Source organism: Bordetella genomosp. 12 (assembly GCF_002261355.1).
Classification (GTDB): Bacteria; Pseudomonadota; Gammaproteobacteria; order Burkholderiales; family Burkholderiaceae_B; genus Bordetella.
Genome location: NZ_NEVU01000001.1, coordinates 1,003,453 through 1,025,693 on the forward strand (window position 1 = coordinate 1,003,453; position 22,241 = coordinate 1,025,693).

The 22,241-nt window shown below is 67.4% G+C and carries 22 protein-coding genes and 1 pseudogene; 15 read left to right on the forward strand and 8 right to left on the reverse strand.

Annotated features, from left to right (window positions below):
* Window positions 1-13: 13 nt before the first annotated feature.
* Window positions 14-1,531 carry an amidohydrolase family protein gene (locus CAL22_RS04705; RefSeq protein ID WP_094810804.1) on the reverse strand — a complete coding sequence of 506 codons (1,518 nt, stop codon included), beginning with the start codon at window positions 1,529-1,531 and terminating at the stop codon, window positions 14-16.
* A 323-nt stretch (window positions 1,532-1,854) separates the two neighbouring features.
* Between CAL22_RS04705 and CAL22_RS04710 the strand changes: the two genes are divergently transcribed.
* The 8 genes from CAL22_RS04710 (at window position 1,855) to CAL22_RS04745 (ending at window position 11,037) form a co-directional block, all read left to right on the forward strand.
* A complete protein-coding gene (locus CAL22_RS04710) occupies window positions 1,855-2,808 on the forward strand; it encodes a tripartite tricarboxylate transporter substrate binding protein (protein WP_094810805.1) in 954 nt (317 codons plus the stop codon).
* Window positions 2,809-2,897: 89 nt separating this feature from the next.
* Window positions 2,898-3,386 carry a sigma-70 family RNA polymerase sigma factor gene (locus CAL22_RS04715; protein WP_094810806.1) on the forward strand — a complete coding sequence of 163 codons (489 nt, stop codon included), beginning with the start codon at window positions 2,898-2,900 and terminating at the stop codon, window positions 3,384-3,386.
* Window positions 3,373-4,332 carry a FecR family protein gene (locus tag CAL22_RS04720; protein WP_094810807.1) on the forward strand — a complete coding sequence of 320 codons (960 nt, stop codon included), beginning with the start codon at window positions 3,373-3,375 and terminating at the stop codon, window positions 4,330-4,332. Before CAL22_RS04715 ends, CAL22_RS04720 begins: the two co-directional genes overlap by 14 nt.
* Window positions 4,333-4,505: 173 nt before the next feature.
* Complete coding sequence (locus tag CAL22_RS04725; RefSeq protein ID WP_244193800.1) at window positions 4,506-6,836, forward strand: TonB-dependent siderophore receptor; 2,331 nt, start codon at window positions 4,506-4,508, stop codon at window positions 6,834-6,836.
* 238 nt (window positions 6,837-7,074) lie between these two features.
* Window positions 7,075-7,875, forward strand: a complete 801-nt coding sequence (locus CAL22_RS04730; protein WP_094810809.1) for an enoyl-CoA hydratase — start codon at window positions 7,075-7,077, stop codon at window positions 7,873-7,875.
* Window positions 7,875-8,999 (forward strand): CaiB/BaiF CoA transferase family protein, encoded by a 1,125-nt coding sequence (locus CAL22_RS04735; protein ID WP_094810810.1) that lies wholly within the window; start codon window positions 7,875-7,877, stop codon window positions 8,997-8,999. The genes CAL22_RS04730 and CAL22_RS04735 overlap by 1 nt, the downstream gene beginning before the upstream one ends.
* Before the next feature lie 34 nt (window positions 9,000-9,033).
* Window positions 9,034-9,945 (forward strand): LysR family transcriptional regulator, encoded by a 912-nt coding sequence (locus CAL22_RS04740; RefSeq protein WP_094810811.1) that lies wholly within the window; start codon window positions 9,034-9,036, stop codon window positions 9,943-9,945.
* A 108-nt stretch (window positions 9,946-10,053) separates the two neighbouring features.
* On the forward strand, window positions 10,054-11,037 hold the full coding sequence (locus CAL22_RS04745) for a Bug family tripartite tricarboxylate transporter substrate binding protein (protein WP_094810812.1): 984 nt from the start codon (window positions 10,054-10,056) through the stop codon (window positions 11,035-11,037).
* A 5-nt stretch (window positions 11,038-11,042) separates the two neighbouring features.
* Here CAL22_RS04745 and CAL22_RS21250 read toward each other — a convergent pair whose 3' ends face one another.
* The 4 genes and pseudogenes from CAL22_RS21250 to CAL22_RS04760 form a co-directional block, all read right to left on the reverse strand.
* Window positions 11,043-11,672 carry an ABC transporter ATP-binding protein gene (locus CAL22_RS21250; RefSeq protein ID WP_244193801.1) on the reverse strand — a complete coding sequence of 210 codons (630 nt, stop codon included), beginning with the start codon at window positions 11,670-11,672 and terminating at the stop codon, window positions 11,043-11,045.
* Window positions 11,673-11,801: 129 nt separating this feature from the next.
* Window positions 11,802-12,278, reverse strand: a pseudogene (locus CAL22_RS21255) (HD domain-containing protein); the annotation flags it as partial.
* 52 nt (window positions 12,279-12,330) lie between these two features.
* Complete coding sequence (locus CAL22_RS04755; RefSeq protein ID WP_094810814.1) at window positions 12,331-12,843, reverse strand: MarR family winged helix-turn-helix transcriptional regulator; 513 nt, start codon at window positions 12,841-12,843, stop codon at window positions 12,331-12,333.
* Window positions 12,840-13,847, reverse strand: coding sequence for an NADP-dependent oxidoreductase (locus CAL22_RS04760; protein WP_094810815.1), 1,008 nt, complete (start codon window positions 13,845-13,847; stop codon window positions 12,840-12,842). Before CAL22_RS04760 ends, CAL22_RS04755 begins: the two co-directional genes overlap by 4 nt.
* A 94-nt stretch (window positions 13,848-13,941) precedes the next feature.
* Here CAL22_RS04760 and CAL22_RS04765 point away from each other — a divergent pair, with 94 nt between their 5' ends.
* The 7 genes from CAL22_RS04765 to CAL22_RS04795 are packed head-to-tail and all read left to right on the forward strand — an operon-like array spanning window position 13,942 to window position 20,395.
* Window positions 13,942-14,394: a MaoC family dehydratase gene (locus CAL22_RS04765; protein ID WP_094810816.1), complete on the forward strand. Its 453-nt coding sequence runs from the start codon at window positions 13,942-13,944 to the stop codon at window positions 14,392-14,394.
* Between the two features lie 15 nt (window positions 14,395-14,409).
* A complete protein-coding gene (locus CAL22_RS04770; RefSeq protein WP_094810817.1) occupies window positions 14,410-15,576 on the forward strand; it encodes an acyl-CoA dehydrogenase family protein in 1,167 nt (388 codons plus the stop codon).
* Between the two features lie 26 nt (window positions 15,577-15,602).
* On the forward strand, window positions 15,603-16,535 hold the full coding sequence (locus CAL22_RS04775; RefSeq protein WP_094810818.1) for a 3-keto-5-aminohexanoate cleavage protein: 933 nt from the start codon (window positions 15,603-15,605) through the stop codon (window positions 16,533-16,535).
* 17 nt (window positions 16,536-16,552) lie between these two features.
* On the forward strand, window positions 16,553-17,707 hold the full coding sequence (locus CAL22_RS04780; protein ID WP_094810819.1) for a CaiB/BaiF CoA transferase family protein: 1,155 nt from the start codon (window positions 16,553-16,555) through the stop codon (window positions 17,705-17,707).
* The gene (locus CAL22_RS04785; protein WP_094810820.1) at window positions 17,707-18,480 is read left to right on the forward strand and encodes an enoyl-CoA hydratase/isomerase family protein; all 774 of its coding nucleotides are present in this window, start codon (window positions 17,707-17,709) and stop codon (window positions 18,478-18,480) included. The genes CAL22_RS04780 and CAL22_RS04785 overlap by 1 nt, the downstream gene beginning before the upstream one ends.
* Window positions 18,481-18,491: 11 nt before the next feature.
* On the forward strand, window positions 18,492-19,367 hold the full coding sequence (locus CAL22_RS04790; RefSeq protein WP_094810821.1) for an HpcH/HpaI aldolase/citrate lyase family protein: 876 nt from the start codon (window positions 18,492-18,494) through the stop codon (window positions 19,365-19,367).
* Window positions 19,368-19,420: 53 nt separating this feature from the next.
* The gene (locus tag CAL22_RS04795; protein ID WP_244193779.1) at window positions 19,421-20,395 is read left to right on the forward strand and encodes a Bug family tripartite tricarboxylate transporter substrate binding protein; all 975 of its coding nucleotides are present in this window, start codon (window positions 19,421-19,423) and stop codon (window positions 20,393-20,395) included.
* A 40-nt stretch (window positions 20,396-20,435) separates the two neighbouring features.
* On the opposite strand, the gene CAL22_RS04800 is transcribed toward CAL22_RS04795, so the two are convergent.
* The 3 genes from CAL22_RS04800 to CAL22_RS04810 are packed head-to-tail and all read right to left on the reverse strand — an operon-like array spanning window position 20,436 to window position 22,193.
* Window positions 20,436-20,738 (reverse strand): hypothetical protein, encoded by a 303-nt coding sequence (locus tag CAL22_RS04800; RefSeq protein WP_094810822.1) that lies wholly within the window; start codon window positions 20,736-20,738, stop codon window positions 20,436-20,438.
* Complete coding sequence (locus CAL22_RS04805) at window positions 20,731-21,471, reverse strand: ABC transporter ATP-binding protein (protein WP_094810823.1); 741 nt, start codon at window positions 21,469-21,471, stop codon at window positions 20,731-20,733. Before CAL22_RS04805 ends, CAL22_RS04800 begins: the two co-directional genes overlap by 8 nt.
* Window positions 21,459-22,193 (reverse strand): ABC transporter permease, encoded by a 735-nt coding sequence (locus CAL22_RS04810; protein ID WP_094811128.1) that lies wholly within the window; start codon window positions 22,191-22,193, stop codon window positions 21,459-21,461. The genes CAL22_RS04805 and CAL22_RS04810 overlap by 13 nt, the downstream gene beginning before the upstream one ends.
* Window positions 22,194-22,241 lie beyond the last annotated feature (48 nt).

Genomic DNA, 22,241 nt, shown 5'->3' on the forward strand with positions numbered 1-22,241 from the left:
AGGACTCCAGGGATCAGGCCGCTTTGGCCTGGGGGGCAAGCTTGCGCTCGACTTCGGTGCCGGCGAAAAAGGCGGGATTGGCTTCGGTGTAGAAGCGGTAGGGGTTGCCGAAGACAAAGGCCTTGAAATCCTCGGCGCTCAGGACGCCCTGTTCGACGAGGTCCCAGCTTTCGGCCAGGGGTTCGGTCAGATCGGGGACATCCCAGTGGCCCACATCCGAGGACCAGATGGCATTGATCCTGGCGCCCAGCGGATTGACCCGGTCATTGAAGGCGGCCGCCACCGTACGGTCATCGGCTTCCGAGCCGAAGTAAAAGCTGTTGACCCAGCGGTCGCGGATGTCCTCGACCTTTTCGATGCCGGCCAGGGCGAAGTCGTCGAGTTCGTCGGGATGGGGATCGCGGCTGTGGGGCAGGGCGGAGATGCCCAGGCTATCGCGCAGCAACTGCGCCGGATCCAGGTCGCGCCCCTTGATGAAGTCCGCGCCGTAGCGCTCGAACAGGCTCTTGAGCAGGGCCAGGTCGGCGTTGGCGGGGTTGTAGTTCTGGACGGCGACGCGATTGCGCTTTTCCCAGCGATCCACCAGATGCGTGTAGACGTGCGAACCCCAGTCGGCGCCGCCTTCGAGCAGCCCCACGCGCAAGCCCGGAAAGCGCCGCGTCACCCCGCCGAAGAACAGCGCCTTGGCGAAGGCTTGCGAGCCATCAGCGAAATGGCCGATATGGTTGAACATGTAGTTGCTGATGGACTGACGGCCCGTCCAGCCCTGGCTGCCGTAATGCGTGGTAACCGGCACGCCGAGCTCGACCACCTTGGCCCAAAAGGGGTCATAGTCGTACTCGCTGTCGATGCCGTAGAAGTCGGTGTAGTGCGCATGCCGGGCGATGTCGGGATAGTCGCTGGCCGGGTATTTGTCGGCGATGGCGCGGATAGGGCGTTTGACGCCGCCAGGGATGTTGATCACCTTCAGGCCCAGCGTCTTGACCGCGAATTCCAGTTCTTCGATCGCTTCGGCAGGCGTGGTCATCGGGATGCCCGCCACCGGCGTGAGCCGGTCGCTGTACTTGCGGTACTGGTCGGCGTGGAAATGATTGATGGCGCGGTGCAGGGCCTGGCGCGTGTCATCGCGCGCGGCCAGGGGCGCCAGCACATCGTTCGGAAAGAGCACGGAGTAATCCGCGCCCTGTTCGGCCAGACGCTCATAGAGCAGTTCGGGCAGGGTGTAGGTGGCCAGATCCAGGGTATTGCGTGTCACGCGCGCCCACCAGGGCGAGCGCAGCGTGCGGTGGTACTGGCGTTCTTGCGCGGTCTGCGCATACCAATCACGCCCCTGCGACTTGGTCGCGAAGCGCGAGCCCAATGCGCGGCGCAAGGCGTCGACCAGTTTGGCGCCGCCATAGTGCTGCACATAGTCTTCCAGGATGGGGGCGTAATCGTTGACGTGGACGTCGGTGTCGATCACCGGATAGTCCAGCGTGGCCTTGACGGCGGCGGATCGCGAGGCTTGGACACGGCTGAGGCGGTCGTTCATGGCGGGCTCCAGAAAAGAAAATCACGGGCATCACTGCTGACGAAAACTCTATGACAGCGTGCCGCGCGGCCCAACGAAGGATTCGTTCTTTTCTTGTGCTTATGAGCAAATACCGCGGGCCCGCAAGGCGGGCTGCGCCGGGCCAGCCCTGCCGGCAAGCGGCGGCGCGACGAGCCCGGCCGCGTTTGCCTTTATCATGAAGGCCTGGCCCGACAAGGGCAGGAGGGGGGGCCGCGTGCTGCGCGCCAGCCCGACGGTGGCTCAAAAGGCGTACCGAGACAGGGCGGGCCTGGCCCGCGACGATTTCCTTTTTCGAGCTGATCATGAAACGTATTCTTGCCGGCCTGTGCGCCAGCCTGGCGCTGGCCTCGGCCGCCCACGCCGCCTATCCCGACCGCCCCATCCGCCTGATCGTGCCCTTCCCGCCCGGGCAGGCCACCGATATCTTCGCGCGCGCGCTGGCCGAGAAACTGGGGAGCAACCTCAAGCAAACGATCGTGGTCGAGAACCGTGCCGGCGCGGGCAGCAACATCGGCATGGCCGAGGCCGCGCGCGCCAAGCCCGACGGCTACACGCTGGTGATCGCCGGCAGCGCCGCCGCGGTCAACCAGACGCTGTACAAAAACATCAACTACAGCCTGACCCAGGATTTCGCCCCGGTGTCCGGCGTGTTTTCCGTGCCGCTGGTCTTCCTGGCCACGCCGGCCTCGGGCATCACCAGCCTTGCGGCCCTGGTCGAGCGCGCGCGCGCCGAACCGGGCGAGCTGGTCTACGCCAGCGCCGGCATCGGCGGCACGCAACATCTGGCGGCCGAGATGTTCAAGGCCGCGGCCAATGTCGATGTGCGCCACATTCCGTACAAGGGCAGCGGCCCGGCTCAGGCCGACTTCCTGGGCGCGCAGGTGCCCTTGATGGTGGACTCGGTCACCGCGGCGCTGCCGCACATCCAGTCAGGCAAGGCGGTGCCGCTGGCGGTCACGACGCGCAAGCGCCTGGCGCAACTGCCCGACGTCCCCACCGTGGCCGAGAGCTATCCCGGATTCGAGGCCATCGGCTGGGCCGCCGTGCTGGCGCCGGCGGGCACGCCCGATGCGATCACCGGCAGCCTGAGCCAGCATATCGGGCAGGTGCTCAACAGCCCGGAGATGCGCAAGTTCTTCCATGACCGCGGCGCCGAAGCCATGCCTTCATCGCCGAAGGCGACGGCGGATTTCGTTGCCGCCGAAGTCGGAAAATGGGGCGAGGTGGTGCGCCGCTCGGGCGCCGAGGTGGATTGACGCCGTGCCGGCCGGCCGGTTTGCGGACCGGCCGTTTGGTAATTGATAATTGAAACCATTATCATGTGTGGCCTTAACGATCATGTGCCATGCGTCCTTCCGGTTTCCTTGTCTTTTACGAAGAGCTGCTTGCGGTCTGGACCCGGAAGCTGGGCTGCCGCGACGCGGCCCGCGATCTTGCGCACGATGCCTTCGTCAAATGCCTGGAGGCCGACAGCGCCAAGATCGAGCAGCCGCGGGCCTATCTGCATCAGGCCGCGCGCAATGCGGCGATCGACAACTTCCGCCGTGAGGGCGACCGCCAGTGGGTGCCGCTTGATACCATAGCTGCCGAGCCCGGCACGCTGGGCGATCCGGTGGCGCAAGCCCGCGCGCAGCAGTTGGGCGAGGCGCTGGAATCCGCCCTGGCGGAGTTGCCGCTCAAGTGCCGCCAGGTCTTTATCTGGCAGCGCCTGGAGGGCCTGTCCCAGGCCGAGATCGCCCAGCGCATGGGCCTGTCCAAGAACATGGTCGAAAAATACATGATCCGCACTGCTTTGCACCTGCGCGAGCGCCTGGGGGAATATGCGCCCAACTGACCGCAAGGCCGACGAGGTGCGTGCCCAGGCTGCGCGCTGGTTCGCACGCAGCCGCGCCGACGCCCTGGACGCGGCCGGCCGCGCCGACCTCGATGCCTGGTTGCGCGAGGATCCGCGCCACCGCTATGAGTTTCAGGCGCTGGAGTCCATCTGGCAGGCCGCCGCGCAGGTGCCGGCCGACCGTCTGCGCGCCTTGGCCGAGCCGCCCGGCCACCGGCCTGCCCGCCGGCAGGCCTTGGCGCTGGGCGCCTGTGCCCTCGCGCTGGGGCTGGGTGTCGTGGTGTGGCGGTCCTTGCCCGGCGAGCCGCTGATCGAGTATCGCACCGCCGCCGGCGAGCGCCGCGAGGTCAGCCTGCCCGACGGCTCTCTGGCTCAACTCAATAGCCGCAGCCATCTGCGGTTGCGCTTCGATGCCCACCACCGCAAGGTGGAGCTGTTGGCCGGCGAAGCCATGTTCTCCGTGGTCAAGGATGCGAGCCGGCCCTTTTCGGTGGACGCCGGCGCGGGCACCGCCACCGTGACCGGCACCCGTTTCGATGTGCGGCGCGATGGTCAGGCGCTGCGCGTGGCGGTCGAATCCGGTTCGGTGAGCGTGGCCGGCAAGCATGACGACCGGGCCGTGGCCCTGGGCCCGGGGCAGGCCGCCAGCGTGGACCCGCAGGGCCGGGTCGGGGCGGTCGAGCCGGCCGGTCTGGAGACCACCCTGGCCTGGCGTTCGGGGCAGATCGTTTTTACCGACACCGATCTGCGCGCGGCGCTGCGCGAGGTGTCGCGCTACCGCGAGCATGCGGTCGTGCCGGCCGCGGATCCGCGCCTGGCCACGATGCGCCTGAGCAGCGTGTTCCGCATCGACGATACCGAGGCCTTTCTGCGCGCCTTGCCGCGCATCCTGCCGGTCGAACTGCGCACGCTGGCCGATGGCCGCGTCGAGGTCGTGCCGCGCTGACGGCGCGCTGTTACAAAATACTTGTGCCGGCGATTCAGGTTTTTTCGCGCCGCTGCGTCTTCTTCGCCATTGCCGGGAACGAACCCGGCCGGATTCAGGGAGAAGAGGAAGTGAATCGCAGACTAAAACCGGGCCGGCGCGTGCGGCTGGCCACGGCCGGCGCGGTGCTTTGGATGGCCAGCGCCGCGGCCATCGCCGCCGACGTCGATATTTCGCTGCCCGCGCAGCCGTTGGATCAGGCGATCCGCAGCCTGGCGCAGGCCCAGGGCCTGCAGGTTTTCTATTCGCCAGACCTGGTGCGCGGCCTGCAGGCGCCAGCCGTCTCGGGGCGGATGTCGGCGCGCCAGGCACTGGAGGCGCTGCTGGCGGGCCAGCCCTTGCGGCTGCGGCAAGACGGCGACGCCTACATTCTCGAGCCGGCGCCAGCCGCCTCCGAGCTGGCGCCCATCGAGGTGAGCGCCTCGCGCACTTCCGGTCTGTTCGCCACGCAGCAGACCATCGTGCTGGAGCGCGAGGCCTTGCAGGAGCTGCGCACCGGTTCCGACAGCCTCGCGACCTTGTTGTCCAAACAGGTGCCGGGCATGGCGGACTCCAGCCGCACGATCACCGACTACGGTCAGACGCTGCGCGGCCGGGGCATGCTGGTGCTGGTCGACGGCATCCCGCTCAACACCAACCGCGACTCGTCGCGTAACCTGGCCAACGTCGATCCGGCGTCCATCGAGCGCATCGAAGTCATGCGCGGCAGCAGCTCGATCTACGGCGCGGGCGCCACGGGCGGCATCGTGTCCATCACGACGCGTCCGGCAGGCGGCGAGCCGGTGGCCGAGACCACGGTCACGGCCATCTCGCCGCTGAGCCGCCTGCGGGCCGACGGCCTGGGCGGGCAATTGCAGCAGTACTTCGCCGGCAGCCAGGGCATGCTGGACTACGCGCTGGACCTGGGCGCGCGCCATAACGGCGCCTCTTATGACGCACGGGGCCGGCGCATTGCCTCCGAACCCAGCCAGGGTGATCTGTTCGACTCCAATATCTACAGCCTGGGCGGCAAGCTGGGGTTGCGCATCGACGACAAACAGCGCGTGCAACTGTCGGCCAGCTATTACAACGCCGATCAGGATTCAGACTATGGTTCCGATCCGACGGTGGCGCGCCTGCCGGCCGGCTCGACGCGCGCGCTGCCGCTGGGCGGCCTGGAGCTGGTGGATCAGAACCAGATCCGCAATACCATGCTCAACCTCGAATACGAGCACCTCAACGTCTGGGGCAGCAAACTGTCGGCGCAGGTGTACTACCGCGACTTCTACACCCGCTTCACGCCGTTCGACGCGCGGGCGGTGGTCACGCGCGGCAACCATGTGGATCAGGTCATGCAAAGCTCCAAGGTCTGGGGCAGCCGCCTGACGCTGGACACGCCGCTGGCCGAGCACACACGCTTGCTGTGGGGCGCGGACTTCAACCAGGAACGCAGCGACATGCCCATCGATATCTTCGACGCGGCGGCCTTCGACGCCAGCGGCGGACGGGTGTTTCGCAAAACCGGGCGCCTGACGTACATGCCCGAGCTGACCACGCGCAGCACGGGCATCTTTGCCCAACTGGAGCATCGCTTCACCGAGCAGTGGTCGGCCCATGGCGGCTTGCGGTACGAGTACGCGCAGGCCAGCTTCGACGACTTCATGCCGCTGTCGCAGTTGCGCGTGGCCAATCCGACCCGGGTGTCGGGCGGCTCGGTCAACTACGACGCCATCCTGTCGAATATCGGCCTGACCTTCGCGCCGGTGCCCGACCACGAGTTCTACACCACGTTCAGCCAGGGCTTTCAGCTGCCGGATATCGGGGTGCAGATGCGCAACGCCCGGCCGGGCTTCGATATCTCGTCCTCCGATCTCGAACCGGTCAAGATCAACAACTACGAGCTGGGCTGGCGCGGTAGCTTCGGCCGGACCTCGACCTCGCTGGCGCTGTTCTACACCACCTCCAAGCTGGGCGACGTGCAGAGCTTTAACAATGGCCTCATCCTGACGCGCACCAAGGAGCGCATCTACGGTGTGGAAGCCACGCTCGACACCACCACGGACGACGAACGCTGGGGCGCGGGCGGCACCCTGACCTGGATGCAGGGCCGCGAGCAGCCGGACAATGGCGATTGGCGCGACATGACGGGCTACCGCATTCCGCCGCTGAAGCTCAGCGCCTACCTGCAGTACCGGCCCAACGAGCGCTGGACGGCGCGCCTGCAGGGCAACTTCCAGGCCGCGCATGATTACCGGCTCGACGGCGTGGCGAGCTTCGGCCGCCGCGATGTCAGCAGTTACTTCACGGTGGACCTGATGGCCCGTTACCAGTTCAGCGCCAAGGACACGCTGACCCTGGGTGTGGAAAATCTCTTCAATCGCGATTACTACCCGCTGTACAGCCAGCTGCTGCGCAGTAACACCAACACCAGCCGCCTGCCCGCCTCGGGCGCGGTGCTCAAGCTGATCTATCAGCATCGCTGGTAAGCGCCTGCCGGCCCGCCGAGCCCGCGGGCCGGCGGGCCTTGTGCCAGGTGCCGCGCGGCCTCGCGCACACGCATGTCGCACGCCGGGAAGGAGGGGCCCGCGCGCGCCGGCGGCAGGGGCGGGCCGCCGGCCTGTCCTGATTTATTCTCAACAGGACTTATTTCATGAAAATTACTCGCTTGTTGTGATCAAAGGGCGCCCGTAGCATCGGCGGCATCACCCTAGCTGGAGCCTGTCCATGAGCACCCCCGCCGCCATCCCCGATTTTGCCCACGCCCGCATCAGCCGCGATGCGCGCGGCGTCTATACGCTGTGCATCCATGACGCCAAGAGCCTGAATATTCTGGCCTCCGCCGTGACGCTCAGCCTCACCGAGGCGGTGCGCTGGATCGCCGCGCAGGCGGATGCGCGCGCCGTCATCATCCGCGGCAGCGGCGAGCGCGCGTTCGTGGGCGGGGCCAATATCTATGAAATGGCCGAGCTCGATCCGCAAGGCGCGCGGGTGTTCATCACGCGGCTGCGCGATCTCTGTGACGCCGTGGCCGATATTCCGGTGCCCACCATCGCCCGCATCCCGGGCTTCTGCCTGGGCGCCGGCATGGAACTGGCCGCCGCCTGCGATATTCGCCTGGCCAATGAGGACGCGGTCTTCGGCATGCCGGAGGTGCGCGTGGGCATTCCTTCGGTCATCCATGCCGTGTTGTTGCCGGCGCTGATTGGACCGGGCCCGACCAATTGGCTGCTGTTGACCGGCGAAACGGTGGACGCCGGGCAGGCGCTGCAATGGGGCTATGTGGAGTTCGTCAGCGAGCAGGGCGCCCTGGACGAGCTGGTCGAAAAGACGGTCGCACCCATTGCCGCCAGCGGCCCGCTTGCGGTACGTTCGCAGAAGGCGCTGTTGCGTTACTGGAGCGCCTCCACGGTGCAGGCCGGTCTGGACCGCAGCGTGGCCGCTTTCGGCGAGGCGTTCACCACGGACGAGCCTCGGCGTTACATGGCGCCATTCGTCGCGCGCAAACAGCATAAGGAAGCCAAGTGATGGCAGGGCCGTTGCAGGGAGTGCGGATCATCGACATGACGTCGGTGGCCATGGGGCCTTACGCCACGCAGATCCTGGGCGATATGGGCGCCGAGGTCATCAAGGTCGAAGCGCCGGACGGCGATGTCTTTCGCACGTCTGCGCCGGCCCGGCATGCAGGCATGGGGCCGGCCTATCTCAACCTGAATCGCAACAAGGCCAGCGTGACGCTGGACGCCAAGCAGCCCGCCGACCGGGACCGCCTGCTGACGCTGATCGCTGGGGCCGACGTCTTTGTCTCCAATGTGCGCACGGCGGCCCTGGCCCGGCTGGGCCTGGACGCGGCGGCGCTGTGCGCGCGCTATCCGCGGTTGATTCACTGTTCGGCCGTGGGCTTCGGCCAGGACGGCCCCTACGCCGCGCATCCGGCCTTCGACGACATCATCCAGGCCATGAGCGGCATGGCCGACCTGCAGGGGCGCAATGGCGGCGCCCCGGCGTATGTGAATACCATCCTGGCCGACAAGGTCGCGGGTTTGACGCTGGCCTATGCCATCCCCATGGCGCTGTACGAGCGCGAGCGTTCCGGCCAGGGGCAGGCCATCGAGGTGCCGATGTTCGAGACCATGGTCTCGTTCACCTTGATCGAGCATATGAGCGGGCACACCTTCGTGCCGCCGAGCGGGCCCATGGGTTACAGCCGGGTGCTTTCGCCGCAGCGCCGGCCGTATCGCACGCGTGACGGCTATCTGGCGCTGCTGCCCTATACGGATGCCCAATGGACGCGCTTTTTCGCGCTGGCGCAGCGGCCCGATCTGGCGGCCGACGCGCGCTATGGGGATGCCGCCACGCGCGCGCGCCACTTCGACGCCCTGTATCAGGACCTGGCGGACATCGTGGCCAGCCGCGATACCGAGACGTGGCTGGCCTTGCTGGCCGACGCGGATATCCCGCATTCGCGCGTCAATACGCCGGAGTCGCTGCTGGACGACCCGCATCTGCGCGCCACGGGTTTCTTTCAACCGGTGGAGCATCCCACCGAGGGCAGTCTGTTGGCGACCGCCATTCCTGTACGCTTTTCGCGCACGCCGGGCGAGCTGCGGCGCCTGGCGCCGCAGCAGGATGCCGATCGCGATATGCTCTAGCTTCTGCCCGGCGGTCCGGGGCGCGGCCGCGATCATGAACATCACCCTCAAGCAATTGCGCGTCTTTTGCGCGCTGTATGAATTGCGCAGTTTCACGGCGGCCGCCCGCGCGGCCTTCGTGACGCAATCGGCCGTCAGCAAACTCTGTGCCGAACTCGAGGCCGAGGTCGGCCAGCCGCTGTTCGAGCGCTCGACCCGCAGCGTCACGCCCTGCGACGGAGCGGCGGATTTCTACGCCTATGCGCAGGAAATTCTGGGCACGGTGCGCGCGGCCGAGCGCAGCATGTCGGGGTTGCGCAGCCTGGAGCGCGGCCGGGTGGGCGTGGCAACCTCGCCGCTCATGATGGTGGGCCTGTTGGGCGAGGTCGTGACCGCCTATCACCGCGCCCATCCCAGCGTGAAGCTGGATCTCTTCGAATTGTCCACCGATGACACCATCGAGCATGTGCGCAATGGCCATGCCGATTTCGGCATCGTGTCGCTGGAAACGCCCGCCGCGGAACTCAGCACGCGGGTCATTTACCGCGACACCATGTTCGCGGTGTGCGCGGCCGACCATGCGCTGGCGCGGCAGCGCGCCGTGTCCTGGGCCGAGGTGGCGCGCCACGAGCTGATCATGCTGCGCAATGTGTATAGCGTCAGGCGCAGTCTGGATCGTGTGGCGGCGGATCTGCACCTTGCCTTCGATTACCGTATCGAAGCGGGGATGCTGACCTCGGTGCTCAAGCTGGTCGGCGCGGGGCTGGGCATCACCGTGGTGCCGGGCTATGCGCGCGGCCTCGCCCGTGAACTGGGCCTGCGGGTGCTGGACATCGACGGCGCGCGCCGCCATGGCCACGAGCTGTGGCTGATCCAGCGGCACAACGCCCGCCTGTCGATGGCGGCGTCGGCGTTTCTGCACGAAACCGAGCAGGCGCTGCGTCAGCGCGAGGCCGAGGAAGATTGATCCCGAACCGGAATGAGTCTATGAAAATTAGTCTCTTGTTGGGATAAACGGTCGGCGCGCATCATACGGTCTCAAGCAAGAGGGCCCCGAGGTCCACAGGAGACAACAATGATGAAGCGCACCTTCCTGAGCCGCGCCGTCGGCGTATTGGCCTTGAGCGGCCTGACGCTGAGCAGCACGCTGGCCGCCGCCGCGGAGCCGGCCGGCTATCCCGACAAACCCATCACCATCGTGGTGCCGTTCTCGCCGGGCAGCGCCACCGATACCAGCGCGCGCATCATTTCCGAGAAGCTCGGCCCGCGCCTGAACGTGCCCATCGTGATCGAGAACAAGCCTGGCGCCTCGGGCACGATCGGCGCGTCGTTCGCCGCGCGCGCCCAGCCCGACGGCTACACGCTGATCCTGACCAGCAGCTCGACGCATTCGGCCACGCCGGCGCTGTTTCGCAAGCTGCCTTTCGATCCCACGGGCGACTTTGTCCACATCATCCGCATCGCGACCATCCCCATGATGCTGGTGGTGCGCGAGGACGCGCCCTACGATACGCTGCAGGCGCTGGTCAAGGCGACGCAAAGCAAGCCCTTGAACTACGCCTACGGTTCGCCCACCAGCCAGATCGCGGGCGCGACCTTCAACACCGTGGCCGGCGCGGCCGCCAACGCCGTGCCGTACAAGAGCCAGCCGCCGGCGGTGACCGATCTGCTGGGCGGCCATGTCGACTATCTGTTCGCGGATCTGTCGGTCGTGACGTCTTTCATGCAAAGCGGCAAGCTGCGCGGGCTGGCCTTTACCGGGCACGAGCGCGCCAAGGATTTCCCCAAGGTGCCTACGCTGGGCGAACTGGGGTACAAGAATTTCGATCTGGTGGTCTGGGTCGGGGTGGCCGCGCCGGCCGGTGTGCCCGATGCCATCGTGCAGCGCCTGAACAAAGAGGTGGCCGACATTCTGCGCGAGCCGGACGTGGTGCAACGTTTCGAATCGCTGGGCATGCAGGTCTCGCCCAATACGGTCGACGAGCACAAGGCGTTTGCGCAGACGCAGCGTCAGATCTGGACCCAGCGCGCCGTCGACGCCAAGATCGAACCGCAATAAGCCCTTCAGGGCGCGTTGCGGTGGCGCAGCGCGCCGACGTCGGCCAGGCGGGCGCCGCAGGCCGCGACCAGTTCCGGGTCATGGCTGGCAAACAGCACCACGCGGTCGCGCGCCCAGTCGCGCAAGGTCTCGGCCAGCACCTCGCGGGCCGGGGCGTCCAAGCCCTGGCTGGGGCCATCGGCGAGGACGACGGCCGGCGCGCCGATGGCCGCCGCCGCCAGATAAACCTTGCGGCGCGTGCCGGTGGACATTTGCTCGAAGCGCTTTGCCAGATGCGGTTCGAGGCCCAGCCGCCGCGCCAGATCGATGACGCTGTCATCGAGCGCGACCTGCTTATCGGCGGCGGTCTGCCTGAGCAGGCCCAGCCCGGTCTGCTCGGGAAACGCCAGGCAATCGTCGGGGACGTAAGCCAGGCGCGCACGGGCCGCTTGCGGCTCGCCCGCCAGATCGTGCCCGCCTATCCAGATCTTGCCCGTATCGGGCGTCATGACGCCGGCGATGAGTTTCAGCAGAGTGCTTTTGCCGGTGCTTTCCTGTTCGCACAAGGCCACGCAGCCCGGGCCGAAGTCTTGCGTCAGCCCCTCGAAGACGAGGTGGTCGGCGTAGCGCTTGCTCAGGTTTTCGATACGCAGCATGCGGCTGGCGTCCTTGAAGAGAGGGGAAGAGGAGTGAAAGTGGGCGCGCACCTGTGAGGCGGCCGCGTGCCAGAGCGCGGGCGCGCCGCGCTCGATCACCGGGCCATACCGCGCCATGACCTGGGCTTCGCTCAGTTGCGCGGCATTCCAGGTGCCGCCGCCGGTGGCGACGTTGTGCAGCAGCGGCTGTAGCCGATCCAGCGCCTTGGCGAAGCGGGCATCGGCGCTGGCGCCGGCTTCGAACTCTTGCCACAGTGCGCGCAGCGGCTCGCCTTGCGCGGGCGGCAACAAGGAGAAGAGGCGCCGCGCCGCGGCCTGCTCGCGCTCGGCCTGGCCGGCCTGCGCCGCCGCGTCATGAAAGGGGGCGTCACCGGCGTCGATCTCGACGATGTCGTGAATCAGCAGCATCTTGATCACGCGCAGCACATCGACGGGCGCGGCCGCGTGTTCGGCCAGGGTGAGCGCGTACATGGCCAGATGCCAGGAGTGCTCGGCGCTGTTTTCGCGGCGCGACGCATCGATGAGCGTCGTCTGGCGCACGATGCGCTTGAGCTGGTCGATCTCGTGCAGGAAGGCGAGCTGGCCTGGCAGCGGGGGTGGATTCACGCGATGTCTGAGTAGGGGCGGCGCTGAAAAAAGTATAGCAGCGGCCCCCGCCTCAGCCGGCGGGCAGTTCGTCGAAGGCCAGCAGATTGGCTTTGACCAGGCTGAGCATCTCGGCGAGCTGCGTGCGCTGCTGCCGGCTTAAGCCATGGAGGATGGCCTCGCTCATCTGATCGCTTTTCAGGCGCATGCGCTCGATCACGGAGCTGCCTTCCTGCGTCAGGAAAACCAGTTTGGCGCGCCGGTCCTGCTCATCGGCGCCGCGCCGCACCAGCCCGGCGGCCTCGAGCCGGTCGACCAGGCCGCCCAGCGCGGCGCGGCCCAGGTCCAGACGTTCGGCCAGATCGCTTTGCGACATGCCGTCGTGCCGGGAGAGGTGGGCCATGACCCACCATTGCGAACGCGTGATGCCTTCGGGTTTCATGACTTCGTCGAAGACCTTGCGGCGCAGGCGCGAGACATCATGCATGAGAAAGCCCAGGCGCTGATCCCAGTTTTCCTGGAGCGCTTCGCGCGCGGGCGGGTCTGTCGGTGTGTTTTCTGCCATGGAAAGGGTCGCGGACGTCATGAGGGATCTTCCAGCTGAATGAGGCGCTTGCCCAGGTTGCGCCCGGCGTAGAGATCGGCGATGGCGCCCGGCGCGCACTGCAATCCCTGCTGGATTTCTTCTCTATAGCGTAGCGCACCGCTGCGCACCAGCGGGGCCAGCGCCGCGATGGCTTCGTCGTAGCGGTCTTCGTAATCCCAGACCAGAAATCCCGCCATGCGGGCGGCCTTGTTGAGCAGGTGCCGCTCGACGCGGGGCCCTTGGGGCCAGGGATCCCAACTGGCCACCGAGGCGGTGCCGCAGACGATGATGCGCGCATGCCGGCGGATGCGGGGCAGCACCGCGTCGCTGATGCGCCCGGCCGTGTTGTCGAAGTACACATCGATGCCATCGGGGCAGGCCGCATCGAGCGCCGCGCCCAGATCGTCCGCATGGTAGTCCAGCGCCGCGTCATAGCCAAATTCGCTGATGCACAGGCGGCACTTTTCCGCGCCGCCGGCAATCCCCACGACGCGGCAGCCCGCCTGCTTGGCCAACTGGCCCACGATGGAGCCCACGGCGCCGGCGGCCGTCGACACCACCACTGTGTCGCCGGCTGCGGGCTGGCCGAGGGTGCGCAAGGCGAAATAGGCGGTCAGGCCGTTGATGCCGAGCACCCCCAGCGACAGCGACAGGGGCAGATCGTCTTCGCGCACGATGCGCCGCAGATCGCTGCCGTCGGTGACGGCGTAGTCCTGCCAGCCGAGCATACCCATGACCCGCGTGCCTTGCGGCAGCGCGTCGTTGCGCGAAGCGATGACTTCGCCGGCGGCGAAGGCGCGCATGACCGCGCCGATGGCCACCGGATCGGCGTAATTGGCCGCGGCATTGACCCAGCCCCGCATGGCCGGGTCGACGGACAGATAGCGATTGCGCACCAGGGCCTGGCCAGGCTGCAGGGTGGGCAGGGGCGCCGAGCGGATGGCGAAATGCTCGGCCTGCGGGATGCCGTGCGGCCGGCTGACCAGAACGACTTGTCGATTCATGCCTCTCTCCTCGGGTTATTCCTTATATAGTATGCATGCATACAATATGGTAGCTTACAAAAAAACGATGCGCCAGCATCACGAAGGAGACACGATGGCAGGGTTGTATTTCGAGCAGTTCCAGGTCGGGCAGCGCTTCACGCACGACATCCGCCGCACGGTGACCGAGACGGACAACGTGCTCTTTACCACCATGACCCACAATCCTGCCGCCATCCACCTGGATGCCGAGTATGCGCGGGGCACGGAATTCGGCCGGCCGCTGGTCAACAGCGCCTTCACCCTGGGCCTGATGGTGGGGATCTCGGTGGGAGACACCACGCTGGGGACCACGGTGGGCAATCTGGGCTGGGACGAGGTGCGCTTTCCGCGGCCGGTGTTCGTGGGCGACACCGTGCGGGTGGAGAGCGCCGTGCTCGAGCTGCGCGACAGCAAGTCGCGGCCGGACAACGGCATCGTGGTGTTCGAGCATCAGGCCTTCAATCAGCGCAACGAGCTGGTGGCCTCGTGCCGCCGCGTGGCGCTGATGCTGCGCCAGCCGGCCTGAAGCGGAGCCGCGATCATGGATTTTGCGCTTAACGCCGATCAGCAGGCCATCCGCGAGGCCGTGGGCCAGACCGTCGCTCGTTTCGATGATGATTACTGGCTGGAACGCGACCGCGAAGGCGGGTTTCCCGAGGACTTCTACCGCGCCATGGCCGACGCCGGCTGGCTGGGCATCGCCATGCCCGCGGAATACGGTGGCGCGGGCCTGGGCATCCAGGAAGCCGCCCTCATGATGGAGACGGTCAGCGCCAGCGGCGCCGGCCTGAGCGGGGCCTCGGCCATCCACATGAATGTTTTCGGGCTGCATCCGGTGGTGGTGCACGGCAGCGCCGCCCAGAAAGAACGCTGGCTGCCGCCCATCATCCGCGGCGATCACAAAGCCTGCTTCGGCGTGACCGAGCCCAATACGGGCTTGAACACGCTCAAGCTGCGCACCCTGGCGCGCCGTCAGGGCGACCGCTATGTCGTCAACGGGCAGAAGATCTGGATTTCGACCGCGCAAGTGGCCAGCAAGATCCTGTTGCTGGCCCGCACCACGCCGCTGGAGGAAGTCAGCGAACCGACGCGCGGGCTGAGCCTGTTTTATACCGATCTGGACCGCAGCCGTATCAGCGTGCGCGAGATCGAGAAGATGGGGCGCAAGGCCGTGGACTCCAACGAGCTGTTCATCGACGGCCTGGAGGTGCCCGTGGCGGACCGGATCGGCGAAGAGGGCATGGGCTTTTCCTACATTCTGCATGGCCTGAATCCGGAGCGCGTGCTGCTGGCGGCCGAGGCGACCGGGCTGGGGCGCGCGGCGTTGCGCCGCGCCGTCGGTTATGCCGCCGAGCGCGTCGTGTTCGACCGCCCCATCGGCAAGAACCAGGGCGTGCAGCATCCCTTGGCCGAACGCTGGGTGGATCTGGAGGCCGCCGAGCTGCTTTATCGCCGCGCGGCCTGGCTCTATGACCAGGGCAAGCCCTGCGCGGCCGAAGCCAACGCGGCGAAGTTCTTCTGCGCCGAGGCGGGGTTCCGGGCCTGCGAAACCGCCGTGCTGACCCATGGCGGCATGGGCTATGCCAAGGAATACCACGTCGAACGGTACCTGCGCGAAGCGATGCTGCCGCGCATCGCGCCGGTGTCGCCACAGCTCATTCTCTGCCATATCGCCGAGAAGGTGCTGGGCCTGCCCAAATCGTATTGAGCCCAGTCGGGCCGGAGGAGACAGCCATGCGCAAAGCGCCGAAAGTCATCATCACCTGCGCGGTGACGGGGTCCATCCATACCCCGACCATGTCGCCGCATCTGCCGATCACCCCGCAACAGATCGCTGACGAAGCCGTGGCCGCGGCCGAAGCCGGCGCGGCCATGGTGCACCTGCACGCGCGCGATCCGCAGACCGGCCAGCCCGACCAGACGCCGGAGCGCTTCGCGGAATTCCTGCCGCAGATCAAGGCGCGCAGCGACGCGATCATCAACATCACCACGGGCGGCGGCCTGGGCATGTCGCTGGAGCAGCGCCTGGCGCCGGCGCGTTGGGCCCAGCCCGAAGTGGCGTCGATGAACATGGGCTCGCTGAATTTCAATATCGCCGGCGCGGGCGAGCGCATCAGCCAGTTCAAGCATGCCTGGGAAAAGCCCTATCTGGAGATGACGCGCGACTTCATTCTCTCGAACACGTTCAATCAGATCGAGCATGGCCTGCGCACGCTGTCCGAGCAGGGAACCCGTTTCGAGTTCGAATGCTATGACGTGGGGCATCTCTACAACCTGGCGCATTTCGTCGATCGCGGCCTGGCCAAGCCGCCGTTTTTTCTGCAGTGCATCTTCGGCATTCTCGGCGGCATCGGCGCGGATCACGACAACCTGATGCATATGCGCCTGATCGCCGACCGGTTGTTCGGCGACGACTACTACCTCTCGGTGCTGGCCGCGGGCCGGCATCAGATGTCGTTCGTGACGGCCAGCGCGTTGCTGGGCGGCAATGTGCGCGTGGGGATGGAGGACAGCCTGTATCTCGGGCGCGGGCAACTGGCCAGCTCCAATGCCGACCAGGTCGCCCGGATACGGCGCATTCTGCAAGAGCTGTCGCTCGAGGTGGCCACGCCGGATGAGGCGCGCGCCATGATTCAGACCAAGGGCCGCGATCAGGTCGCGTTCTGAACCGGGAGAGCGAGAGCATGGATGCTTTGCAGGGTATGCGCGTGGTGGATTTCTCCAAGGTGCTGGCCGGGCCGCTGTGCACCCAGTACCTGGGAGACATGGGCGCCGATGTCATCAAGGTGGAGCCGGCGCAAGGCGACGATACGCGGCGCTGGCCGCCGTTTCGCGACGGCGACGGAACGGTGTTTCTGAGCGCCAATCGCAACAAGCGCAGCGTGGTGCTGGATTTGAAGACGCCGCAGGGGCGCGACGCCGCGCGCCAGCTCATCGCCAGCGCCGACGTGGTGGTCGAGAGCTACGGCCCCGGCGTGGCGCGCCGCTTGGGCATCGACTACGAGAGCGCGCGCGAACTGCGCGAGGACATCGTCTATTGCAGTATTTCCGGCTTCGGCAGCCAGGGGCCGCTGAGCAACGCCAAAGGTTATGACGTCATTCTGCAGGCCTTCAGCGGGATGATGGCCCTGACGGGCGAAGAAAAAGGCTCGCCGGTGCGCAGCCCGATCTCGCCCATCGATCAGGCCACCGGCATGCATGCGGGCATGGGCATCGTGGCGGCGCTGCTGCGCCGCGAACGCGATGGCCGCGGTTGCCGCATCGAGGCTTCGCTGTTCGACACGGCCGTGGGTTTTATGGGTTATGTGATGCAGAGTTACTGGGAGCGCGGCACCGAACCGCGCCGGTGGGGCTCGGCGCACGAGTCGCTCTGCCCGTATCAGGTGTTCGATGCGGCCGATGGCCCCTTTTTGCTGGGCGTGGCCAACGATAGCCTGTGGCAGGCCTTCTGCCGCGAGATCGGCCAGCCGGCCCTGGCCGATGATCCCCGCTATGCCACGAACGCCCAGCGGGTGCTGCATCGCGACGCGGTGCTGGAACTGGTGCAGGCCGCGCTGGGCCAGCGCCCGCGCGATGAATGGCTCGCGCGCTTCGCGCAGGCCAGCATCCCTTGCGCGCCGATTCACAGCCTCGGCGAACTGATCGATCACCCGCATACGGCCGCCAGCGGCATGGTGCACACCATCGAGGATGCCCAGCGCGGCCCCTTGCGGGTGGTGTCGCAGCCCTTGCGCTTCGATGGCAAACGCCCGCAACCCAGCGCGCCGCCGCCTGCGCTGGGCGCGCACACGCAGGAGATTCTCGCCGCGCTGGCGGCGCAGGCGCCGGAGGCCGACTGATGCCGATCCGCTATGAGGTGCAGGACGCGGTGGCGACCATCGTCATCGATCGTCCCGAACGGCGCAACGCGCTGGACCACGCGCATTACGAGGCCCTGTCGCAGGCCTGGTGCCAGGTCCGCGACGATCCCCAGGTGCGGGCGGCCATCATCACCGGCGCGGGCGATCAGGCGTTTTGCGCCGGCGCGGACCTCAAGTCCTTCGTCAACGCGCCGCCCACTTTGAGCGAACTCATGCTCACGCAACAGGGGCAGTTGCTCAACCGCGGGCTGGAAGTCTGGAAACCGGTGGTCGCCGCGGTCAACGGGTATTGCCTGGGCGGCGGCATGACGCTGTTGCTGGCCACCGATCTGCGCCTGTGCGTGCCGCAAGCCCGCTTTGGCCTGACCGAGGTCAAGCGTGGCGCATTCCCGGCCAATGGCGGCACGCAGCGCGTGGCGCGCCAGTTGCCGCACGCCATTGCCATGGAGCTGCTGTTGCTGGGCGATGCGTTCGACGCGGCTCGCGCCGAACGCTGGGGCATCGTCAACGAAGTGGTGCCCGCCGCCGAGCTGATGACGGTCGCGCAGGACTATGCGCGGCGCCTGGCGGCCAATGCGCCGCTGGCCGTGCAGGCGGCCAAGGAGCTGGCGGTACGCAGCCGCGACCTGAGCCTGGCCGAGGGCTTGCGCATGGAACAACTCTTTTTGCGGCTCTTGCAGGGTTCGGAGGATGTGGCCGAGGGCGTGGCCGCTTTCGCCGAGCGGCGGCCGGCAGTATTCCAAGGAAAGTAAAGGAGGCAGTCATGGCATTGAGATCGTTGTTGTTCGTCCCCGGAGATAGCGAGCGCAAACTGGCCAAAGCCCAGGCCAGTGGCGCCGACGCCCTGGTGCTGGATCTGGAGGATTCGGTGGATGCCTCGCGCCTGCCGCTGGCGCGCGGCATGGTGCGCGAGTATCTGGCGGCGCGGCCGGGCGACGGGCCCGCGCTGTGGGTGCGCGTCAACCCCTTGGACTCGGGCCTGGCGCTGGAAGATCTGGCTGCCGTGGTGCGGGCCCGGCCCGACGGCATTCTGTTGCCCAAGTGCGAAGGGCCGGCCGATATTCAGACGCTGGATCTGTATCTGCGCGCCCTCGAGGCCCGCGACGATCTGCCGGCTGGCGGGATCGGCATCATTCCGGTGGCCACCGAAACGCCGCAGGCGATGTTCAGCCTGGGCAGCTATGGCGATTGCAGTGCGCGGTTGCGCGCGCTGACCTGGGGCGCGGAGGATCTGGCCGCGGCGGTAGGCGCCATCAGCAACCGCGGCGAGGATGGGGAATACGATTTCAGCTATCAGCTCGCCCGGTCGCTGTGCCTGCTGGGCGCCAATGCGGCGGGCGTGGCCCCCATCGATACCATCTGCGCGAATTTCCGTGACGAGGCGGCCTTGCGGCGTGACGCCACGCGCGGGCGGCGCATGGGTTTTACGGGCAAGATCGCCATCCACCCCGATCAGGTGGCCGTCATCAACGAGGCGTTTACGCCGGATCAGGCCGAAGTCGCGCGGGCCCGGCGCATCGTCGAGGCGTTTCATCAGTCGCCCGGCGTGGGCACCTTGCAGCTGGATGGCGAGATGCTCGACCGGCCCCATTTGAAGCAGGCGCTGCGCATTCTGGCCGGAGCGCCGGATACCCGCTAGCACGTCTTAACGACGGCCCGGCACAAGGGCCGCAGACCACCAAGGAGACTTAAATGATGCCTTTTCTGTTGCGGCGGCTCGGCGCGGCCGCCATTCTGGCCAGCGGGTTGGGGGGGGCTGCGCACGCGGCGCCTTATCCCAGTCAGCCCATCAAGATGGTGACGGCCTTTGGCCCGGGCAGCGCCAGCGATATCGTGGCGCGCATGATTGCCGAACGCCTGCAGGCCCGGTTGGGGCAGGTCGTGATCGTGGAGAACCGCCCGGGCGCTTCCGGCCAGGTGGCCGCCGATCTGGTGGCGCGCGCCCAGCCCGATGGCTACACCATCATGCTGGCGACCAACACCACGCATTCGTCCAACCCCTATCTGTTCAAGAGCCTGCGCTACGATCCGATCAAGGATTTCACGCCGCTGGTGCAGGTCTGCAACTTCCCCTTTGTGCTGGCAGTCAGCAGCAAGCTGCCGGTGCGCACCGTGGCCGAGCTCATCAGTTACGGCAAGGCGCATCCCGATCAGGTCAACTATGCCTACGGCAACAGCACCGGCCAGATTTCGGCCGCCTCGTTCGACAAGCAGACGGGCATGCGCGCGGCGGCCATTCCCTACAAGAGCACGCCGCAAGCCATGACGGACATCATCGGCGGCCGGGCGACGTTCATGTTCGTCGACCTGGCCTCGGCGGCGGGGCAGATCCAGTCAGGCAGCCTGCGGGCGCTGGCCGTGACCACGGAAAAACGCAGTGCGTTGGCGCCGGATCTGCCCAGCGTGTCCGAGGCGCTGGGTCAGCCGGGCTTTGACCTGGCGGCCTGGGTGGGCATCTTCGGGCCCGCGGGCATGGAGCCGGCGGTGCGCGACAAGCTGGCCGAGGAACTCTACGCGGTGGTGTCGTCCACGGAAGTGCAGGAAAAGCTCAGCCGCATGGGGGCCGAACCCACGCCGGCCCGGGCCGAGGCGCTGAAACCCTTCGTGGCGCGCCAGCTCAAAGTGTGGGGCGATAAGGTGAAGCAGGCCGGGATACAGCCCGAGTAGGCGCAAGGACAGGCGGCGCGCCGCCTGCCCGCGCCGCAGCCTAGGCGCGGATGTAGGCCCAGCCTTCTGCCTGCTTTTGCGCCAGATACAGGACGGCGGCAGGCACGACCTTCAGATTGGGCGCCGCCTGGGCCCCCGTGGCCAGCAGGGTGTTGGCGCACACGCGCAGGCGCGCGTCGGTGGCGTGCGGTTCGGCCAGGGCGGCCGCGACGCCGGCGGCGTTGACCACGATCTCGACCTCGGCATGCGGGTCGGCCTTGAGCAGATTGGCGGCGTTGTTGCGGGCGCGGCGCAGGGCGTCGGCCGTCGGAGCGTGAATGAGTACGCGCAGGGTGTCAGGCATGTTCGAGGATATGGGAGATTTGCGCCACGTTCTGGGCAAAGTCCGGCAGCGCGCGGTTGCGCGGGCGGGCCAGCGGGATGTCGTGGATGCCGGCCACGCCGGCCGGATGGCCGCCCAGCACGATGACGCGGTCGGCGAGGAAAACGGCTTCTTCGATGTCGTGCGTGACGAACAGCACCGCCGCGCCCGTGCTCTGCCAGGCGCGGATGAGTTCGCCTTGCAGCATGCGGCGCGTGATGGCGTCGACGGCGCTGAAGGGTTCATCCATCAGCAGCAGATCCGGTTTGACGGCCAGGGCGCGGGCAATGCCCACGCGTTGGGCCTGCCCGCCGGAGAGCTGGTGCGGCCAGCGGTTGTCCAGGCCTTCCATGCCGGTCAGCGCCAGCGCCTGGCGCGCGCGGTGGCGCTTTTCTTCGCCGGACAGACCCAGTCCCTCCAGCCCATAGGCCACATTGGCGCCGACACGGCGCCACGGAAGGAGCCGGCTGTCCTGGAACACCACCGCGCGGGCGCGGCAGCCCGGTTTGGGGCGGGCCTCGAAGCGCACGCTGCCGCTGCCCGGTTCGGTCAGGCCGGCGGCCGCGCGCAGCAGGGTGGACTTGCCCACGCCCGAGCCGCCGACGATGGCCACGAAGCTGCCGGCGTGGATGTCCAGCGTCAGGCCGCGGATCACCGGCGCGGTCGCACCGGGATGGGTGTAGCTGAAGTTCTCGAAACGCATCACGGCCGCCATTGCAGTACCCGTTTTTCCAGTTGGCCGTAGGCGAAATCGCACAGCGTATACACCAGCGAGATGGTCAGCATATAGACCACGACTGCGTCGTAGGCGCCCACGCCCGCGGCGGCGTTCATCTCCTGACCCATGCCGGGCACGCCCAGCAGTTCGGCGGCGATCAGCGTCATCCAGGCCTGGCCGATGCCGGCGCGCACGCCGGCCAGCGCGCCCGGGGAAATGGCCGGCAGCGTGATGCTCCAGGCGCGGGCCAGGTAGCTGCCGTGGCCGAAGGCGCGCGCCAGTTCATACAGGCGCGGATCGACGTTGCGCACGGCCGCGTAGGTGGCGAAATAGTTGACCCAGAACACGCCGATGGCGATGACGAAGGCCGCGCCGGCGTGGCTGACCTTGAACCAGGCGATGGCGAACACCACCCAGGCCAGGGGCGGGATGGGGCGCAGCACGCGCGCCAGCCAGGCCTGCAGCATGTCAAAGCGTTGCGTCGTGGCGGCGGCCAGGCCGACGCCGAATCCGAACAGCGTGCCCAGCGCCAGGCCCCAGAAGTAATGCACCAGACTGGAGCCCACGGCGGGCAGCAGCCGGCCGTCGCGCCATTCACGCAGCAGCGCGCCGGGCAGGGCAAAGGGGTCGGGCAGGGTGCCGCGCGGCGCCCACTCCCAGACCTGGGCCGCTTTCCAGATGGCAAGAAAAATCAGCAGTCCCAGCGCGCCGTAAATCATGCGCCGGGGCCACAGCCGCCGGCGCGGCACGGCCGGCGCCAGGGCGAT

Coding starts and splice junctions, on each gene's coding strand:
- CAL22_RS04775 (WP_094810818.1), top strand. CDS start 15,603: ATGCGCAAAGCGCCGAAAGTCATCATCACCTGCGCGGTGACGGGGTCC.
- CAL22_RS04720 (WP_094810807.1), top strand. CDS start 3,373: ATGCGCCCAACTGACCGCAAGGCCGACGAGGTGCGTGCCCAGGCTGCG.
- CAL22_RS04745 (WP_094810812.1), top strand. CDS start 10,054: ATGATGAAGCGCACCTTCCTGAGCCGCGCCGTCGGCGTATTGGCCTTG.
- CAL22_RS04785 (WP_094810820.1), top strand. CDS start 17,707: ATGCCGATCCGCTATGAGGTGCAGGACGCGGTGGCGACCATCGTCATC.
- CAL22_RS04735 (WP_094810810.1), top strand. CDS start 7,875: ATGGCAGGGCCGTTGCAGGGAGTGCGGATCATCGACATGACGTCGGTG.
- CAL22_RS04780 (WP_094810819.1), top strand. CDS start 16,553: ATGGATGCTTTGCAGGGTATGCGCGTGGTGGATTTCTCCAAGGTGCTG.
- CAL22_RS04710 (WP_094810805.1), top strand. CDS start 1,855: ATGAAACGTATTCTTGCCGGCCTGTGCGCCAGCCTGGCGCTGGCCTCG.
- CAL22_RS21250 (WP_244193801.1), bottom strand. CDS start 11,672: ATGCTGCGTATCGAAAACCTGAGCAAGCGCTACGCCGACCACCTCGTC.
- CAL22_RS04755 (WP_094810814.1), bottom strand. CDS start 12,843: ATGACGTCCGCGACCCTTTCCATGGCAGAAAACACACCGACAGACCCG.
- CAL22_RS04810 (WP_094811128.1), bottom strand. CDS start 22,193: ATGATTTACGGCGCGCTGGGACTGCTGATTTTTCTTGCCATCTGGAAA.
- CAL22_RS04765 (WP_094810816.1), top strand. CDS start 13,942: ATGGCAGGGTTGTATTTCGAGCAGTTCCAGGTCGGGCAGCGCTTCACG.
- CAL22_RS04795 (WP_244193779.1), top strand. CDS start 19,421: ATGATGCCTTTTCTGTTGCGGCGGCTCGGCGCGGCCGCCATTCTGGCC.
- CAL22_RS04725 (WP_244193800.1), top strand. CDS start 4,506: ATGGCCAGCGCCGCGGCCATCGCCGCCGACGTCGATATTTCGCTGCCC.
- CAL22_RS04770 (WP_094810817.1), top strand. CDS start 14,410: ATGGATTTTGCGCTTAACGCCGATCAGCAGGCCATCCGCGAGGCCGTG.
- CAL22_RS04790 (WP_094810821.1), top strand. CDS start 18,492: ATGGCATTGAGATCGTTGTTGTTCGTCCCCGGAGATAGCGAGCGCAAA.
- CAL22_RS04730 (WP_094810809.1), top strand. CDS start 7,075: ATGAGCACCCCCGCCGCCATCCCCGATTTTGCCCACGCCCGCATCAGC.
- CAL22_RS04800 (WP_094810822.1), bottom strand. CDS start 20,738: ATGCCTGACACCCTGCGCGTACTCATTCACGCTCCGACGGCCGACGCC.
- CAL22_RS04705 (WP_094810804.1), bottom strand. CDS start 1,531: ATGAACGACCGCCTCAGCCGTGTCCAAGCCTCGCGATCCGCCGCCGTC.
- CAL22_RS04715 (WP_094810806.1), top strand. CDS start 2,898: ATGCGTCCTTCCGGTTTCCTTGTCTTTTACGAAGAGCTGCTTGCGGTC.
- CAL22_RS04740 (WP_094810811.1), top strand. CDS start 9,034: ATGAACATCACCCTCAAGCAATTGCGCGTCTTTTGCGCGCTGTATGAA.
- CAL22_RS04760 (WP_094810815.1), bottom strand. CDS start 13,847: ATGAATCGACAAGTCGTTCTGGTCAGCCGGCCGCACGGCATCCCGCAG.
- CAL22_RS04805 (WP_094810823.1), bottom strand. CDS start 21,471: ATGGCGGCCGTGATGCGTTTCGAGAACTTCAGCTACACCCATCCCGGT.